The organism is Haloferax sp. Atlit-4N, assembly GCF_003383025.1.
Classification (GTDB): Archaea; Halobacteriota; Halobacteria; order Halobacteriales; family Haloferacaceae; genus Haloferax; species Haloferax gibbonsii.
Genome location: NZ_PSYY01000001.1, coordinates 1157669 through 1173696, shown reverse-complemented (window position 1 = coordinate 1173696; position 16028 = coordinate 1157669). Strand labels below are relative to the sequence as shown.

Annotated in this window: 16 protein-coding genes; 10 read left to right on the top strand and 6 right to left on the bottom strand. The window is 69.2% G+C overall.

Going from position 1 to position 16028, the window contains the following annotated elements:
• Positions 1-45: 45 nt before the first annotated feature.
• Together C5C07_RS06115 and C5C07_RS06110 are read left to right on the top strand one after the other, a co-directional pair.
• Positions 46-396: a hypothetical protein gene (locus C5C07_RS06115; RefSeq protein ID WP_115804736.1), complete on the top strand. Its 351-nt coding sequence runs from the start codon at positions 46-48 to the stop codon at positions 394-396.
• A gap of 166 nt (positions 397-562) precedes the next feature.
• On the top strand, positions 563-1378 hold the full coding sequence (locus C5C07_RS06110) for a CDP-alcohol phosphatidyltransferase family protein (RefSeq protein ID WP_115804735.1): 816 nt from the start codon (positions 563-565) through the stop codon (positions 1376-1378).
• Here the strand turns inward: C5C07_RS06110 and C5C07_RS06105 are convergent, their stop codons facing one another.
• Positions 1379-2284, bottom strand: a complete 906-nt coding sequence (locus tag C5C07_RS06105; RefSeq protein ID WP_004977462.1) for a hypothetical protein — start codon at positions 2282-2284, stop codon at positions 1379-1381. It lies immediately after the preceding gene.
• A gap of 162 nt (positions 2285-2446) precedes the next feature.
• Between C5C07_RS06105 and C5C07_RS06100 the strand changes: the two genes are divergently transcribed.
• Positions 2447-4657 carry a hypothetical protein gene (locus tag C5C07_RS06100; protein WP_115804734.1) on the top strand — a complete coding sequence of 737 codons (2211 nt, stop codon included), beginning with the start codon at positions 2447-2449 and terminating at the stop codon, positions 4655-4657.
• 284 nt (positions 4658-4941) lie between these two features.
• Here C5C07_RS06100 and C5C07_RS06095 read toward each other — a convergent pair whose 3' ends face one another.
• Complete coding sequence (locus C5C07_RS06095) at positions 4942-5247, bottom strand: hypothetical protein (RefSeq protein ID WP_004043804.1); 306 nt, start codon at positions 5245-5247, stop codon at positions 4942-4944.
• 232 nt (positions 5248-5479) lie between these two features.
• On the opposite strand from C5C07_RS06095, the gene C5C07_RS06090 reads away from it, so the two are divergent.
• The 3 genes from C5C07_RS06090 (at position 5480) to C5C07_RS06080 (ending at position 7757) form a co-directional block, all read left to right on the top strand.
• A complete protein-coding gene (locus C5C07_RS06090) occupies positions 5480-6811 on the top strand; it encodes an adenylosuccinate synthase (protein ID WP_004977464.1) in 1332 nt (443 codons plus the stop codon).
• 122 nt (positions 6812-6933) lie between these two features.
• Complete coding sequence (locus tag C5C07_RS06085) at positions 6934-7119, top strand: methytransferase partner Trm112 (protein ID WP_049905248.1); 186 nt, start codon at positions 6934-6936, stop codon at positions 7117-7119.
• 56 nt (positions 7120-7175) lie between these two features.
• The gene (locus C5C07_RS06080) at positions 7176-7757 is read left to right on the top strand and encodes a hypothetical protein (RefSeq protein WP_050458903.1); all 582 of its coding nucleotides are present in this window, start codon (positions 7176-7178) and stop codon (positions 7755-7757) included.
• A 40-nt stretch (positions 7758-7797) separates the two neighbouring features.
• Here C5C07_RS06080 and C5C07_RS06075 read toward each other — a convergent pair whose 3' ends face one another.
• Together C5C07_RS06075 and C5C07_RS06070 are read right to left on the bottom strand one after the other, a co-directional pair.
• The gene (locus C5C07_RS06075; protein WP_004977467.1) at positions 7798-8961 is read right to left on the bottom strand and encodes a DR2241 family protein; all 1164 of its coding nucleotides are present in this window, start codon (positions 8959-8961) and stop codon (positions 7798-7800) included.
• Complete coding sequence (locus C5C07_RS06070; protein ID WP_004977468.1) at positions 8961-9839, bottom strand: CbiX/SirB N-terminal domain-containing protein; 879 nt, start codon at positions 9837-9839, stop codon at positions 8961-8963. Before C5C07_RS06070 ends, C5C07_RS06075 begins: the two co-directional genes overlap by 1 nt.
• Positions 9840-10029: 190 nt before the next feature.
• On the opposite strand from C5C07_RS06070, the gene C5C07_RS06065 reads away from it, so the two are divergent.
• The 3 genes from C5C07_RS06065 (at position 10030) to cysS (ending at position 13975) form a co-directional block, all read left to right on the top strand.
• Positions 10030-10524 carry a hypothetical protein gene (locus C5C07_RS06065; protein ID WP_004977469.1) on the top strand — a complete coding sequence of 165 codons (495 nt, stop codon included), beginning with the start codon at positions 10030-10032 and terminating at the stop codon, positions 10522-10524.
• Between the two features lie 66 nt (positions 10525-10590).
• Positions 10591-12372, top strand: a complete 1782-nt coding sequence (locus C5C07_RS06060; RefSeq protein ID WP_004977470.1) for a globin-coupled sensor protein — start codon at positions 10591-10593, stop codon at positions 12370-12372.
• A gap of 118 nt (positions 12373-12490) precedes the next feature.
• A complete protein-coding gene (cysS, locus tag C5C07_RS06055; protein ID WP_115804733.1) occupies positions 12491-13975 on the top strand; it encodes a cysteine--tRNA ligase in 1485 nt (494 codons plus the stop codon).
• Here the strand turns inward: cysS and C5C07_RS06050 are convergent, their stop codons facing one another.
• Both C5C07_RS06050 and C5C07_RS06045 read right to left on the bottom strand, forming a co-directional pair.
• Positions 13976-14449: a hypothetical protein gene (locus C5C07_RS06050; RefSeq protein WP_004977472.1), complete on the bottom strand. Its 474-nt coding sequence runs from the start codon at positions 14447-14449 to the stop codon at positions 13976-13978. It lies immediately after the preceding gene.
• 78 nt (positions 14450-14527) lie between these two features.
• The gene (locus C5C07_RS06045; RefSeq protein WP_004977473.1) at positions 14528-14812 is read right to left on the bottom strand and encodes a DUF357 domain-containing protein; all 285 of its coding nucleotides are present in this window, start codon (positions 14810-14812) and stop codon (positions 14528-14530) included.
• Positions 14813-14953: 141 nt separating this feature from the next.
• On the opposite strand from C5C07_RS06045, the gene C5C07_RS06040 reads away from it, so the two are divergent.
• Positions 14954-16003, top strand: coding sequence for an NAD(P)/FAD-dependent oxidoreductase (locus tag C5C07_RS06040; RefSeq protein ID WP_115804732.1), 1050 nt, complete (start codon positions 14954-14956; stop codon positions 16001-16003).
• Positions 16004-16028: the final 25 nt, after the last annotated feature.

The following is a 16028-nucleotide window of genomic DNA, read 5'->3' as shown; positions in this document are numbered from 1 at the left end:
TATGAGCGCCGGTGGCTAAAAGCGTCCTGACGCGGTAGTGCTCTCATGACCCGCCGACGGGACGCCGCGCTCGCGGGGTCGGTGCTCGTCCCCGCCGCGGTCGCGGCGGTCCTCCTACGGACGCCGGTGACACCGGGGCCGGTCCTCGTCGGCGTCGTCGGGGCGCTCGCGCTGGAAGCGGCGCTGTCGCTTCGGGCGTCGAGCGTCCGCGCGCTGTGGGAGCGACGAACCGTGCAGGCCGCCTCCGTCGCGGTCGCCGTCGTCGGAACCGCCCTGGGTGCCGTCGTCTTCGGACGCGCGACGCTACTCGCCGTCGCGGCCGGGCTCTCGACCTATCTGTTCCTCCTCGCCGCGGTCGAACTCCGGAGCCGTCGCCGAGGAGATAGCCGCCCGTGAGTCGGTCCCGCCGACCTGTTACGCGAGGAATACTTAACCCGCGCCCGTCCACCAGTACGGGTATGTGTAGCACACCGTCCGACAGCCGAGGCGACAGTCCGCGACCGTGACGCTCTCGGGGAGCAGCGGGGCGACTGCTCGGACGACCCGCCGGACGAGACGCCGCGTGCTCGAAACCGGCGGCGCGGCGGCAGCGGCCACGCTGGGGTTCGGCGCGCTCCTCGCGACCGAGTGGGTGTGGCTCGTCTCGCGCGCCGAGCCCTCGCCCGAGACCGCCGCGGCGACGTGGGCCGCCGGAACCCTGCTCGTCGTCGTCGGCCTCTGCGCGTACGCCTACGCGAACGCGGACGAGAACGTCGCGCCCGGCGGCGGAGCGACCGAGTCGGAGCCGGGGCGACCCTACGACGGCCTCGGGCTCCCGACCGCTGTCACGCTCGCTCGCGGCTTCCTCGTCGCGGGCGTCGCGGGCATCGCCGGCGTGGCGCTCTACGGGCCGCTGAGCCCGTCGTGGGCGTGGGCCGCCGCCGTCGGCTACGGGGCTGCGGCCGCGCTCGACGCCCTCGACGGAGCGCTCGCCCGCCGACTCGACCGCGTCAGCCGACTCGGCGCGCGACTCGACACCGCGGTCGACGCCTTCGGCCTCCTCGTGGCCCCGCTGGCCGGCGTCTTCCTCGGAGAACTCGCGTGGTGGTACCTCTCGGTCGGGGCGGCGCGGTACGTCTTTCTCCTCGGCCTCCGGCTCCGCGAGCGAGCGGGCCGACCGATGTTCGACCTCCCGCCTCGCGCCTCGCGGCGCGTCCTCGCCGGCGTCCAGATGGCCGTCGTCCCGCTGGCGCTCGCTCCCGGCGTCTTCGACGCGTGGATGCCCCTCGTGACCGGCGTCGCGGCGGCGGCGCTCCTGCTCGGGTTCGCTCGGGACTGGGGCTACGTCTCGGGCCGGGTCGGGAGAGAAGGCGACGGAAACGCGTCAGTTCCGGAGTAATCAGTCGAGTTCGGCCAACACGTCGAGGTTGTGGGCGACGTACGCGAGTTCGTCGCCCGCGAGGTCGTCGTGCCGGGCCTCGAGCCACCCGTCGAGGCTCTCGCGGTCGACCGCAGCCGACTCGCCGACCGACTCCTCGACGAAGCCGAGGACGCGGTCGAGGAAGATTCGCGCCTCGTCGTCGTGCGGCGGGTGGACGACCCAGTCGGAGCCGCCGGCGGCGACGACCGGCGCGCCGAGGTCGGGAAGGACCGAAAGGAGGTCGGAACCGGTGTCCGGCCCCGCGCGTTCGCCGCCGCGCATCGTCTCGTGATACGCGCCGAGAACCGCGTCGTCGTCGGGGTGACTCGGGCGGAACGCGGTTCGGCCGTCGAACGTGATAGGCGCGTAGAAGAGCCCCTCGTCCGTCAGCCGCGAGAGGAGCGCGTCGACCGCGCGGCGGAGCGGGAGCACGTCGAGGACCGCGTGCGCGACCACGAGGTCGATGGCCTTCGGGAGGACCGTCATCGCCTCGAAGAGGTCGCTCGTCACGTAGGTGAGAGAGACGCTGCGACCGTGGCGCTCGATGCGGAAGCCGTCGGGCGTCGGCTCGGCGGTCCAGCCGGCGGCGCGCGCCCACTTCGCGAACGCCGCGGCCGCGTGGTCGGCCATCCCGCGCTTCCGGTCGACCATGACGTACTTTATTTCGTCGTGCGCGTCGAAGACGCCCCACGAGAGGAGTCGCCGACACATCGCGCCCGTCCCCGCGCCGACGGAGACGACGCGAAGCGGCTGTCCCGACCGCGACTCGGCGCGCGCTTCCAGCCGGTCGATGAGACTGGCGAGGGTCGGTCGGTGGAGCGCGCGGTCGTCCACGGACTCCTTCGCGCGGAGGTAGTGGACGAACCGGTCGTCGTGGCTGGTCACGACCGCCCCGTCTCGGCGGACTCGTATAACCGTTCTCCCGACGCCGGCCCGACGGGTACGAGCGAATCGGTTACAGTGGGCACGCTGAAGTGTGAACTGAGCGAAACGTTCGCTCGATTCGCCCGGAAAGTATTTGATTCGGTTCCGGTGATGTAACCCCAAATGGATAGCGAGATTATCGACGCGGTGACCGGGTGGGACTCCGCGCCCGCCGGACGAGGCTACGGTGGCCTCCGGTCGCTCGCGGACGACGGCTTCACAGGAGCCGTCGTCGCTGGCATGACGTGGGGATTCATGCTCAACGGCCGTCTCCTCGGCGTCTTCGACGGGACGGTCGCGGATTTCGAGGGTGAATCGTTCGAGGCGCACCGCGCACCGGACCCGGCGCTGCCGCTTCTGTACGCGATGCGGGAGACCGGCGGCGACATCCGCGCGCAGTACTACACCGAGGAGACGCCGCTGGGGGACGCCGACGGAACGCTCTCGGCGGGCGGCTTCACCGGCTACGTCGAACTGTCCGAGAACGTGCTCTCGGGCGACTACTACGTTGTCTACCACGGGGGGAAGTCGATGAGCGCGGCCTTCGTCGGCAACAGCAAGCGACTCGTCACCGGCGACGACGCGTTCGAGCGCGCGAGCGACGAGGTCGGCATCTACAAAGTCTACGACGTGGACCTCGACCTCGTCGATATCCCGGAGCCCGAGTCCGACGAGGACGAGGACGCCGCGGGAGTCGCCGCGGCGGGCGGCGAGGCCGACGTGACGGACACGTCCGAAGAGCCGGAGACGCCGACGACCACGACCGCGGACGAGCCGAGTACGACCGCGGCAGCCGACGACGTCGCGTCGGAGCGCGCTGCCGACGGCGACGACAACCCCGCCGACGGGGAGCCGGAGCCGGCGACGGCCGACACCCCGGCGAGCGCGGAACCCCCGGCCGAGACCGCGGCCGACCCGGAGCCATCGACGCCCGACGACGACGGCACCGAGACGACCGACAACCCGTCCGCGGGCCCCATCGAGTCACAGTCCCCGGAGCCCGCCGAGACAGAGGCGGCAGCGACGGACCGGCCGGCGTCCGACGAACCGGCCTCGCCGATGTCCGAGGGGCCCGTCGTCGCCGACGCCCCGCAGAAGAACGGGGAAGCGTCGTCTCCGGACCCGCTCGCGGAGGACGGCGCGACCGACGACGACGTGTTCTCCGCCGAGGCGCAGTGGCGGAACGCCCGGTCGATACCCTCGCTCGACCCCCGCGACGCAAAGGGCGAGGCCGTGGACGACCGCCCCGGAACCCCCCGAAGCCGTCGGGGGAACACGACGCAGGCGACGCATCACCGTCCGTCCCGGAGTGGGACGGGCGGCGAGGCGCGACCGTCGCCGAAAGACCAGTCGAACCAGCAGCAGTCCCAGCCGACCGAACAGACGCCGGACGAGCCCGCCGTCGACCCGGCGGAAGCCGAGTCGCTGAAAGAACGAGTCGAGGCGCTGGCGACCGAACGCGACCGGCTCGAATCCGAGCGAAACGCCCTCCGCGAGGAGCGGGACGAACACCGCTCGCGCGCCGAGGAGCTCGAAGACCGCGTCGCCGAACTCGAATCCGAGGTCGAACGCCTCCGCGACCGGCTCGACGAGGCGGGTGTCCGGTCGACCGACCGGTCTATGTCGGCCGACGAGGCGCTCCGCGGGACGAACCTCTTCGTCCGCTACGCCCAGAAAGGGCAGGCGACGCTGGAGAAGGCCCACGACGGGCAAGCCTCCCGTGAGGAGGTCATCGAAAACCTCCGGCTGGAACACCACACCACGTTCGACACGGAGGGGCTCGGCATCGACGGCCAGCCCTACGAGGAGTTCCTCCGCGGGACGCCCGAGTACGGCTTCGCCAAGTGGGTCGTCACCGACCTGCTCTACGAAATCGGCGAGACGGGCAACCGGTCGAGCCTCGCCGGCGTCTTCGACTCGATTCCGAAGGCCGACCGAATCGAGCTGTACGGGAGCGTCTCGGTGCCCATCGGCGACGGCGAAACCGAGTCGCGGCAGTTCGACGTCATCGTCCGCGACCAGATGGGCGAGCCGCTGTTCGTGGCGAACCTGAACGACTCGCGGGACCCGGCGACCCAGCCGATGGTCACCCAACTCATCAAGGACTCGAAGGCCGTCGCCGACGCGAAAGAGACCCTCGGCTCGGCGTTCGTCGTCACGAGGAGCTTCTTCGAGCCGGAGGCGCTCGAAGCCGCCACGGCCGAGACCGGCGGCGGCCTCCTGAGTCGGTCGAAGCGCAAGAGCTTCGTGAAGCTCTCGCGGAAGCAGGGGTACCACCTCTGTCTGGTGGAGGCCCGCGGCGGCGAGTTCCACCTGAACGTCCCCGACCTCTGAGTCGGCGACGGCTCGCGTCGACCGGCGCCGTCGCTGTGTTATTTTTCGTTCTCGCGTTCCGCTCGCGGTCGCGCGCGAAGCGCCGCGGCTGTCGACGTTACTGAACGATAGTGAAACGACCGCGGGGCTCGGAGCGCGTCCGCGGCGAGTGTCCGTGGTGTCGTGTCGGAACCGTTCGGTACCGACTGAATCGAAGCGCAGCTAACGCGGTCGGTCCGATGTCGTGCCCGGAAAGACTCGTCGGACGAAACAGGATAGAACGACCGCGTGCGCCAGAAGTGTGGTTAGTTCTCGATTTCGGCCGCTTCCTCGATCTTCATCGATTCGAGTTTGCCGACGATTTCGTCGAGCTTGTCGTCGAGTTCGTCGACGAACTCTTGGGTGCGCTCGGTGGTGATTGCGCCCTGGCTGGAGGGTTCGATGAGGTTCTCTTCTTCGAGAACGCGGAGGGAGTAGCGGACCTTGTGGTGCGGGTAGCCTGTCTCGTTGGACATCTTCACGATGCCGATTGGCTCACTTTCGATGACCATCTTCAGGACCTGGAGATGGCGCTCCAACATATCGACTTCCTTCTCAAGTCGGTCTATCATGCCATTTGTTAACTCTTCTTGGGAGGCTTTAAGCCTTGCCCTCCGGGTCGGCGAATAATGAGATAACGCGACCTTAACGAGGACACTAATTAACCGTTGTGTTATCCGTCGTCACGCCAATGCGTGTTCATGGCGTATTCTTCGGCGACGACTCGATAATTAGGCACGAATGTGCATTGCTCGTCGGCCGCGACCGTAATCTGTTTAGTGCGGCGCGGGGAACGGCCGACGTATGACTGTTACCATCGTCGGTTCGCAACTCGGCGACGAGGGCAAAGGCGCGCTCGTCGACCTGTGGGGCGGCGACGCTGACATCGTCGTCCGCTATCAGGGCGGCGACAACGCCGGCCACACCGTCGTCGAAGACGGCGAGGAGTACAAGCTTTCGCTCGTCCCGAGCGGGGCCGTCCGCGACAAGGTCGGCGTCCTCGGAAACGGCTGTGTCATCAACCCCCGGACGCTGTTCTCCGAGATCGACGACCTCCGCGAGCGCGGCCTCGACCCCGACGTGCGCCTCGCCAAGCGCGCGCACGTCATCATGCCGTACCACCGCCGCCTCGACAACATCGAAGAGGAGGCGAAGGCCGACTCGGACCTCACCGTCGGCACGACCGGTCGCGGCATCGGCCCCACCTACGAGGACAAGGCGGGCCGCCGCGGCATCCGCGTCGGCGACCTGCTCGATCCCGACGTGCTCCGCCAGCGACTGGAGTACGTGGTTCCCAAGAAGAAGGCGCTCATCGAGGACGTGTACGGCCTCGAAGCCGGCGAGGAGTGCGACGTCGAAGCGCTCGTCGAGGAGTACACCGAAATCGGCCGCCGCCTCCGCGAGGACGACATGGCCGTCAACTGCGGCGACTTCCTCGCCGAGCGCCGCGAGGCCGGCGACAACGTGATGTTCGAGGGCGCACAGGGCACCCTCATCGACATCGACCACGGGAGCTACCCGTACGTGACCTCCTCGAACCCGACCGCGGGCGGCGCGGCCACCGGCACCGGCGTCGGCCCGACCGTCGTCGGACAGGGCGAGGTCGTCGGCATCGTCAAGGCCTACCTCTCCCGCGTCGGCGAGGGCCCGATGCCGACCGAACTGAAAGACGACGACCGCGAGGAGGAACTCGCCGACTTCATCCGCGAGAAGGGCGGCGAGTTCGGCACCGTCACCGGCCGTCCGCGCCGCATCGGCTGGCTCGACATGCCGATGCTCCGCCACGCCGCCCGCGTCAGCGGGTTCACCGGCATCGCGGTCAACCACCTCGACGTGCTCGCCGGCCTCGACGAGGTCACGGTCGGCCACGCCTACGAACTGGAGGGCGAGGAACGCCTGACGATGCCCGCGACGACCGAGCGCTGGGGCGAGTGCGAACCCGTCCTCAAGGAGTTCGACACGTGGCCGGAAGTGGACTGGGCGGCGGTCGCCGAGGAGGGTTACGACGCCATCCCCGACGCCGCACAGGACTACCTCGAATACCTCTCGGACGAACTCGACGTGCCGATTTACGCCGTCGGCGTCGGCCCGGGCCGCGAGCAGACGGTCCACCTCGAAAACCCGTTCGACAACTGAGCCTCGACGACCGGCCACCGATTCGCGGCTGACGCGACTGCGGCGGCCGTCCCCTCCGCCGAGCCCGCCGCGACGGCGGCGAACCCGTACGCTTTTACTTCGCGCAATCCACCGTCACGACGATGAAAGAATCCCTGATGGACATCCTCTGTGACCCCCTCGACAAGAGCGAACTCGAGCTGGAAGTCGACGAGCGCGACGGCGACGAAATCCTCGAGGGGCGGCTCATCGGTACGGTCACCGGCGAGGTGTACCCCATCGAGGACGGCATCCCGAACCTCCTGCCGCCGGACATGCGCGACGACTGAGGCGCGCACCTCATCGGACCTGAACGTTTTTCTATTCTCGTATCGACGGTGAAGCCGTGTCGAACGCGCCGCTCACCGTCACGCTGAACGACGAGCGCCCCCACGACCTCTCGGTAGCGCCGTCGTTCGCAACGAACGGCCCGTTCTCGGTCGAACTCGTGAACAAGGGACAGGCGGTGCACGTCCACCTCCACATCGACGACGAACTCTCGCGCGCGGCGAGCCTGTCCGAAGGAAATCACTTCGTCGACGGCGGCCAGACGAAGCACGTCGAGGTGTTCGTCACCCCGCCGCCGGAGCCAGTGTCGGGGAAGCTGAAGATAGTCTCCGGCCACGGCTCGGAGACGAGGTACGTCGACGTGACCGTCGAACCCGGCGAGGGCGGCAAACCGCCGGTCGACGTGGACGAGACGCTCTCGAAGCCCAAGCAACCCGACCCCGAGCCGAGCGTGACCGAAAGCATCGCCGACGTGTTCCCGAGCGTCGACCCGCGGGCCGCCCCGCTTTTCGGCCTCGCGCTCGTCGCGCTCGTCCTCGCGGTGGCGCTCGCGTCGGTGTTCGAGAGCTTCGCCATCACCCTCGGTGCCGGCGTCGTCGTCGGCGGCGTCCTCGCGGCGCTGGTGCTGACGATGCGGTGACGAAATCGGAAAACGAAACGCGGAGCGCTCGCGGCGCGACCTACTCGTCGTCGGACGCGTCGGTCGGGACGCCGCCGAGGTTGCCCTCGTCGTCGAACAGTTTCGCGCGCAGGAACCGCGCCCGGTAGCGGTTCGCGCCCTCGTACACGTCGCCCTCGCGGATGTCGTCGGTGCGGTCGTCCGCGACGGCCTCGATGATATCTTCGACCTGTTCCTTCTCCGAGGGCGTGAGTTCGAACTCGTACGTTTGGGTCCCCTCGCCCTCCAGCCGCGTCCACTTTCGGGACGCCGCGATGACGACGGAACACGGCTCGCGGCACGGGAACGCGCCGTCGCCGCCGTCCACGTCGAGGTCGGTGTCGTCGTCGTACTGCCACTCGCGGCGCTTGACGCACTGGCTGTCGTCGCAGCAGGCCTCCGCGACCCAGTCGACGTGCTCGTGGCCGTCGCCGCGGTTCCACGTCTTCACGACGCTGTACATCCCGGTCTGGCGGCCGATGGCGTCCTCCCAGTGGGCCACGTCGAGTTCGCCCCGGCGCTCGCGGTACCAGTTCGGCACCGACGCGGGGTAGAACGTCTCGACGGTCTCGACGAGGTCGCGAGCGTCGAGGTCGGGGAACACCCAGCCGCCGGCGAGGTTGTTGCCGGTCTTCAGCGGGCGATAGCGCCCCTTCTCGTCGTAGGTCGCCAACTGGCGGGCCGCGAGCGGTTCGCGGTAGGGGTCGAGGTCGTCGCGGTCGGCGTCGACCTCGTCGGCGTGGCGGAGTTCGTAGGACCGCTCGCCGTGGTCGTCGACGGTGACCGTGACGAGCAGTTGGCCCCACTCGCGGCTGACCCCGTCTCTGAGGGCGTCGTAGCGCTCGGGGACTGAGGCGGCGTCGCCGTCGTTCTCGCTGTCGTCTCCGTCTCCGTCTCCACCGTCGTCGCCTCCCGCATCGACGGACGCGCCCTCGACCCAGCGGAGGAACGCCCGCCGCTGGGGGCTGGACTCGCCGACGACCTCGGACCAGAAGTACCAGTTCGTCGCGTAGTCGTCGTAGTCGGCGAGGGCCTCGCGGAGACCTCCTTCCGTGAGCCCGTTCAGCGTCGAATCGGCGGTTTCGAGGCGGAATCCGTCGTCGGAACGGGAGACGGTGAACCCGTCGAGGGAGACGCCGTCGCCGGTCGCCGCGGCGTCGACGAGGGCGTCGAGGTGGTGCCCCATCAGTTCGCCTCCTGCGGCGTCTTCCGGGTGCGTTCGCGCACGACTTCGAGGCTGTTACCGATGTCGGCGCCCGCGTCGGCGGCGCGTTCGAGCACCACGTCGGCCATGAGTCCCTCGGTCCCGACCGCGCCGGCGTACCAGATGCGGTGGCCGTCGACCTCGGCGGGCACGTCGTAGCCCGTGCGGTAGTCGTCGGTCAGGCCCATGTCCTCCGGGATGTCCTCCTGGGTGTGGAACCCGTCGGCGATAAACAGCGGGACGACGACCACGTCCTCGGACTCGAAGTAGTCGGTCACGTCGTCGACCTCGGGTTCCTCGTCCATGTAGAGCGCCTGCACCTCGTCGAAGCGGTCCATCTCTCGGATGCGGTCGGCGTGGTACTCGATGGCTTTCGCGGAGTTCTCGTTGCGCTCGGTGCCGTGGCCGACGACGGCGAGGCCGAAGCCCTCGCCGACGTTCGGGTCGCCGGTGACCGTCTCGGCGCGGCGGACCAACACGTCGGTCATCGCCGCGTGGGTTCCGACCGGCCCGCAGTAGTGAATCGTCTTCTCGGGCACGTCCGTCGCGGAGAGGGTGACGTGCGACGCCGACAGGCCGTCGGAGTCCCAGTCGGCCACGTCCCACCCCTCGAGGCGGAGTTCGCGCGGGATGACCTGCTCCGTGAAGTAGCCCTCGCTGATGAAAAGCGGGACGACGTACACCTCGTCGGCCTCGACGGTCCGGAGCACCTCGCGAATCGACGGCTCTTCCTTCCAGAAGCCGGTCCGCACCTCGTCGAACGCGCCCACCTCGCGGACCGTGTCCGCGTGGTCGTAGGTGGGGGCGCTCGAATCCGGGTTCAGGTGCGACCCGTGCGCCACGATGACCAGGGCTTGCATGTCCGGGGGTTACGAGGCGACTGTCTTATGGACTTCGCATCGAAGAAAGGAATCTTCGGATTCGGACAACTCGCGTTCGCCACTCGTTCAGGAGACGCGAGACGGGGCGCGGGGAGTCGCGACCCGCGGACGACCGCGACAGCGCCCGGCGAGCGGCGCTTTTTTGCGCGCGCCCGACGACCCGGCAGACATGTCCCTCGCCGCCGACGCTCGCGACGCAGTCCGCGAACGACCGTACCTCCTCGCCGCGCTCCGCGCGGGCGTCGTCAACTACGCCGCCGCCGCGGCCGAACTCGACCTCGGCGACGACGAGGCGGTCGCGGCCGCGCTCCGCCGGTTCGCCGCCGACCTCCCGCCGCTCGAAGCCGACCCCCGAGACGCCGCCGTGACGATGCGAAGCGGCGTCGGCCTCGTGGGCGAGGACGTCGAGGAGACCGACGGCGACCCCGTGCTCTCGGTCGCCGGCGTCGACCTCGCGGGCGGCGGCCCGCTCACGGCTATCATCGCTGAGGGCGAGGTCGACCCGAAAGTCCTCGCCGCCGTCCTCTCCCGACTCGACGCCGAGTCCGTCGTCGTCGACGCCGCCGGCGTCGCGGGCGACGCGCTCGCCGTGGTCGTTCCGCGCCGACAGGGGGCCGCCGCCCTCCGCGTGGTCGAAGCGGCCGTCAGCGATTTATACGTCTGATTTCCGGCTATCAACCGTGATAGCCGGCGGCCGGCGCTTATTACCTCGGAGCCGGTGAGTACGTCAATGGTTTCGCCCAGCCCCCGCGACGACGCCGGGAACATCTCGCTTTCATCCACGGAACTCCTCGACGAGCTCGACCTCGACGCCGACGAGTTGGGCTGGCGGCAGTCGTTCGTCGGCTTCGACGACGAGGACGCCGCGCGCCTCGCGGACCTCCGGGGCGTCGTCGAGGCCCGCGACGAGGCGCTCGTCGACGGCTTCGTCGAGCCGATTCTCGCCAACGAGCGGACGACGGACGTCATCGACCGCTCGAAGACCGACCTCGACGGCCTCCGCGCGGTCGTCTCCGGCTACTACCGCTCGTTCACCGACGGGAACTACGACCGGAACCACTACGCGGCGCGCACGCGAATCGGCCTGCTCCACGACAAACTCGACATGCCGCTGCACTACTTCGGCGGGATGTTCGCCAACGTCACCGGCATCTTCGCGGACGAACTCCGCGAACGCGCCGTCGCCGACGCCACCGAGTCGCTGTCCGGCGACGACGCCGACCGCGTCGAACGCGCCGTCGAGGAGGCGTTCGCCGATATGATGGCCGTCGTCCGCGGGCTCAACCTCGACCGACAGGTCGTCAACGCCACCTACCTCTACTCGTACTCGCTGGACGTCCGCGAGGAGGTCCGCCGAGCCAGGGAGAGCCGCGGGAATCTGGAGTCGGTCGCGTCCCAGCTCCACGAGGAGACCGCCGGCACGAGCCAGAGCATCGCGGAAATCGAGGGGCTGGCGGCCCGACAGGCCGACATGACCGAGGAAATCGCCGCCGAGCTGTCGAACCTCAGCGCGACCGTCGAGGAGGTCGCGGCCACCGCCGACGACGTGTCCTCGCGGAGCGACGAGGCAACCACGCGGGCCGAGGAGGGCCGCGCCGAGGCCGGCGAGGCCATCGACGCGATGCGGCAGGTCGGCGACGACCGCGACGAGATCACCGTGAACGTCGAGGCGCTCGTGGCCGCCATCGACGAGATTCAGGACATCGTCGAGGTCATCGACGAGGTGGCAGACCGGACGAACCTGCTCGCGCTCAACGCCTCCATCGAGGCCGCCCGCGCCGGCGAGGCCGGCTCCGGGTTCGCCGTCGTCGCGGACGAGGTGAAGTCGCTCGCCAACGAGTCGAAGTCGCAGGCCGAGCGCATCGGCCAGATGATAGAGGACGTGACCGACCATATCGAGGACACCGCCGAGGCGCTGTCGTCGGCCGACGAGAACATCGACCACGGCATCGAGCGGGTCGAATCGACCGTCGAGAGCCTCGACGAGATAACCGACTCGGTCGCCGACGTGACCGACGGCATCGACGAGGTCGCGCGGGCGACCGACGAGCAGGCGACGCTCACCTCCGACATCGCCACCTTCGTCGACGACGCGGCGACGCAGGTCGACGAGGTGACCGCGGAGATAGACCGCATCTCCGAGAGCGTCTCCGAGCAGGCCGAACAGGCCGCCGACCTCGACACGGCCGTCGACAGTCTGGACCGCGAGGCCGACCTCGAATCGTTCCGCCGGCGCGCGGAGACGACGACCGACGGCGGCGTCGCGACCAGAGGCGGCCACTACGCGCTCGCGTCGGCGACGAACGCCGACCGCGCGGTCAGCAGAGACACGACACCGACGAACGCGACCGGCGACCGAGTCGGCAAAGCGGGGCCGGCCACGACCGACGGCGATGCGACCGACGGCGACCCGACGGACCGGATTCCGGCGTTCGTCAAGCGACTGCTCTCGGAGGAGACGCTGGCGAAGATTCGTCGCGGCGAGGCCGACCGTCCGGAGTGGACGAAGTAGCGGCGGCGACGGGGGCGACGGCCGCGAGGGTGACGACTGCGAGAGGGAGACGTTTGGCCCCGAGAGACCGACCGCGCTTCCGACGGGTTGAAAGTGGTCCCGGAAGTAGCCGAGTGTGATGACCCTGTCCGTGACCAACACCCTGACGGGAGAGCGCGAGGAGTTCGAGTCGCACGGCGACGAAGTGTTGCTCTACGTCTGCGGACTGACGGTCTCGGACGACGCCCACCTCGGCCACGCCCGCCTGTGGATGCACGCCGACCTGATGCACCGCTGGCTGGCCTACGAGGGCTACGACGTGCGCCACGTCGAGAACTTCACCGACGTGAACGAGAAGATAGCCGCCCGTATCGGCGAGGGCGACCTCGGCGACGACGAGGCGAGCGTCGCCGAGCACTTCGTCGGCGACGTGATTCGCGACATGCGCGGGCTCAACCTGAAGCGCGCCGAGGTCTACCCGCGCGTCTCCGAGCACATCCCCGAGATTATCGACCTCATTCGGACGCTCGTCGACCGCGGCCACGCCTACGAGTCAAACGGCTCCGTCTACTTCGACGTATCAACGTTCGACGACTACGGGAAGCTCTCGAACCAGAAACTCGAGGAACTGGAGTCGCGGGCCACGAAAGACGAGCGCTCCGAGAAGCGCAACCCGACCGACTTCGCGCTCTGGAAGGCCGGCGCGGTCGACCCCAAGACGGCCGCCGAACACCGGAACCCCGACCTCGAACCGCTCCACGAGCCGTGCGGCGAGACGTGGGAGTCGCCGTGGGGCGAGGGCCGACCCGGCTGGCACATCGAGTGCTCGGCGATGTCGATGACGCACCTCGGCGACACCCTCGACATCCACGTCGGCGGCCGCGACCTCGTGTTCCCGCACCACGAGAACGAAATCGCCCAATCGGAGGCGGCGACCGGCCAGCAGTTCGCCCGCTACTGGCTCCACGTCGGCCTGCTCCAGACCGAGGGCGACAAGATGAGTTCGAGCCTCGGCAACTTCTTCACCGTCGGCGACGCCCTCGACGAGTTCGGCGCGGACGTGATTCGGACGTTCTACCTCTCGACGGCCTACGGCTCCGAACAGACGTACTCCGAGGAGACCATCGCCGAGGCCGAAGAGCGCTGGGAGCGCCTCGAACGGGCCTACGAGGCCGCCGTCGACGCGGTCGACAGCCCCGACGCCCGGACGAAAGTCGAGGCGACGGAACTCCGCGACACCGTGACCGAGACCCACGAGCGCTTCCGCGAGGCGATGAACGACGACTTCAACGTCCGCGAGGCGATGGCCGAGCTGCTCGGCCTCGCCGGCGCGGTCAACCGCCACGTCGCCGACGCCGACGAGTACGACTACCGCGCGCTCCGGCGGGCAATCGAGGCGTTCGAGGACCTCGGCGGCGAGGTGTTCGGGCTCTCGTTCGGCGGCGCGGGCGAGGGCGGCGACGTGTCGGTCGCGGAAGACCTCGTGCAGCTCGTCTTGGACGTGCGCGAGGCCGAGCGCGATGCCGGCAACTACGAGCGCGCCGACGACCTGCGCGACGACCTGACGGCGCTCGGCGTCGAGGTCGAAGACGGCCCCGACGGCGCGACGTTCCGCTTCGAGTAGTCAGTCGAACCGAAACAGCACAACTGCGAGGTCGTCTCGCGCCGCCTCGTCGGCCGCGGTGCGACCGCCGCCGTTCTCCGAGAGTCCGAGTTCGCGAGCCAACAGGCTGTGCGCCGCGGCGTAGCGGTCGAGCAGGTCCGCGGCGAACTCCCCCGTGACGACCTCGCCGGTCGCGTCCCGCCGCCGGCCGCGGTACCACAGGCGGCACGCCATCGGCCGGCGGAAGTTCTTCCACCAGTTGCTCTCCGCTTCGGGCGTGACGGCGACGAGACCGCCGCCCGCGACGGCGTAGGCGACGGGGAACGTGTACCGCCGGCCGCTCTTGGGGCCGACGTAAGAGACGAGCACGAACCAGCGACTGGCGAGTCGATGGAGCGGTGAGCGGAGCACGCGACGCAGAAACGGGTTGGCGAACCGCTGTTCGAGGGTTCGCTGTGCGTCCGAAACGCGGGCGGTGGCGGTCGTCGGGGACATCTGTTCGCGTATTCGTACGACCCCGCCGGAGAAAAACCGGTCACACGCCGAACGGGTGCGAGGCAGGTGCGAAGCGGGTCACATCGTGAACAGGTGCGAGTCGTCCGGGATGTCGAACAGCCCCATCCTGACGCCCGCGTCGAGCCAGCCGTAGCCGTACGAAAACGACGCCAGCGCGTTCACCCAGTCGTCGTCGGCCTTGAAGTGCCGGCCGTCGTCGAGGTAGGATCCGGCCATCTCCAGGCAGTCGGCGGCTGCGTCGCCGAGGTGCGTCTCGTCGGGGACGGCCTGCACCGCCTCGTCGAGCGCGTCGGCGAGCATCCCCTCGTAGCGGTTCGTCTTCTCCTGTAGGTCGGCGGCCATGCGGAGTGATGCGTCGGCGACGGATACCGGTCTTTCGCTCCGCGCGCTTCGGAGCCCGTGGCATGCGTTATCGTGCCGGTGTTGTAGCGCTCCTCGCAATACAGCGAAACCTTAAGACACCGGTGTAGCGAACTATCGGCTATGACAGAGGACGCCGATTCGTTCGTGGAACACAGGAAACTCATCATCGCCGGCTCGGGCATCTCCGGGCTCTCGTCGGCCATCTACGCGGCCCGCTCCAACAACGAGCCGCTGGTGCTGGAGGGCGACGAGCCGGGCGGACAGCTCACGCTCACGACCGAGGTCGACAACTACCCCGGCTTCCCCGAGGGCATCTCCGGGCCGGAGCTCATCAACAACATGAAAGAGCAGGCCGAGCGCTTCGGCACGGAGATTCGCCACGGCATCATCGAGGACGTGGACGCCTCCGAGCGCCCGTTCACGGTCACGCTCAAGAACGGCGACGTGTACACCGCGGACGCCATCATCGCGGCGTCGGGCGCGTCGGCCCGCACCCTCGGCATCCCCGGCGAGGAGAACCTGATGGGCTACGGCCTGTCGACGTGTGCGACCTGCGACGGCGCGTTCTTCCGCGGCGAGAAAATCATGGTCATCGGCGGGGGCGACGCCGCCGTCGAGGAGGCCAACTTCCTCACGAAGTTCGCCTCGACGGTCTACCTCGTCCACCGCCGCGAGGAGTTCCGCGCCGAGGACTACTGGGTCGACCGCCTGATGGAGAAGGTCGACGAGGGCGAAATCGAACTCATGCTCAACACCGAGGCGACGGAGCTTCACGGCTCGCCCGAGGAGGGCGTCGACCACGTGACGCTCGTCCGCAACCCCGAGGGCCACCCGAGCAACAAGCTCGACGACCCCGAGACCGAGGAGTTCGACTTCGACGTGGGCGCGGTGTTCTACGCCATCGGCCACACGCCGAACGCCGACTACCTCGAGGGGACGGACGTCCAGCGCGACGACGACGGCTACATCGTCGCCAAGGGCGGCTCCGGCGGCGGCCAGACGGCGACCGACGTGCCCGGCATCTTCGCCGCGGGTGACGTGGTCGACTACCACTACCAGCAGGCCGCGACCGCCGGCGGCATGGGCGTGAAGGCCGCCCTCGACGCCGACGACTACCTCGAAGAGCTCGAACGCGAGGAAAAGCGGGCGGCCGCGGGCGCGGCCGAGTAAGGCGAGCGAGCGACCTCCGCGCTCG

Bases quoted from the DNA above. Each gene is read 5' to 3' on its own strand.
- C5C07_RS06085 (WP_049905248.1), top strand. From the start codon at position 6,934: ATGAAAGAATCCCTGATGGACATCCTCTGTGACCCCCTCGACAAGAGC.
- C5C07_RS06100 (WP_115804734.1), top strand. From the start codon at position 2,447: ATGGATAGCGAGATTATCGACGCGGTGACCGGGTGGGACTCCGCGCCC.
- C5C07_RS06070 (WP_004977468.1), bottom strand. From the start codon at position 9,839: ATGCAAGCCCTGGTCATCGTGGCGCACGGGTCGCACCTGAACCCGGAT.
- cysS (WP_115804733.1), top strand. From the start codon at position 12,491: ATGACCCTGTCCGTGACCAACACCCTGACGGGAGAGCGCGAGGAGTTC.
- C5C07_RS06090 (WP_004977464.1), top strand. From the start codon at position 5,480: ATGACTGTTACCATCGTCGGTTCGCAACTCGGCGACGAGGGCAAAGGC.
- C5C07_RS06050 (WP_004977472.1), bottom strand. From the start codon at position 14,449: ATGTCCCCGACGACCGCCACCGCCCGCGTTTCGGACGCACAGCGAACC.
- C5C07_RS06095 (WP_004043804.1), bottom strand. From the start codon at position 5,247: ATGATAGACCGACTTGAGAAGGAAGTCGATATGTTGGAGCGCCATCTC.
- C5C07_RS06040 (WP_115804732.1), top strand. From the start codon at position 14,954: ATGACAGAGGACGCCGATTCGTTCGTGGAACACAGGAAACTCATCATC.
- C5C07_RS06045 (WP_004977473.1), bottom strand. From the start codon at position 14,812: ATGGCCGCCGACCTACAGGAGAAGACGAACCGCTACGAGGGGATGCTC.
- C5C07_RS06115 (WP_115804736.1), top strand. From the start codon at position 46: ATGACCCGCCGACGGGACGCCGCGCTCGCGGGGTCGGTGCTCGTCCCC.
- C5C07_RS06060 (WP_004977470.1), top strand. From the start codon at position 10,591: ATGGTTTCGCCCAGCCCCCGCGACGACGCCGGGAACATCTCGCTTTCA.
- C5C07_RS06065 (WP_004977469.1), top strand. From the start codon at position 10,030: ATGTCCCTCGCCGCCGACGCTCGCGACGCAGTCCGCGAACGACCGTAC.
- C5C07_RS06075 (WP_004977467.1), bottom strand. From the start codon at position 8,961: ATGGGGCACCACCTCGACGCCCTCGTCGACGCCGCGGCGACCGGCGAC.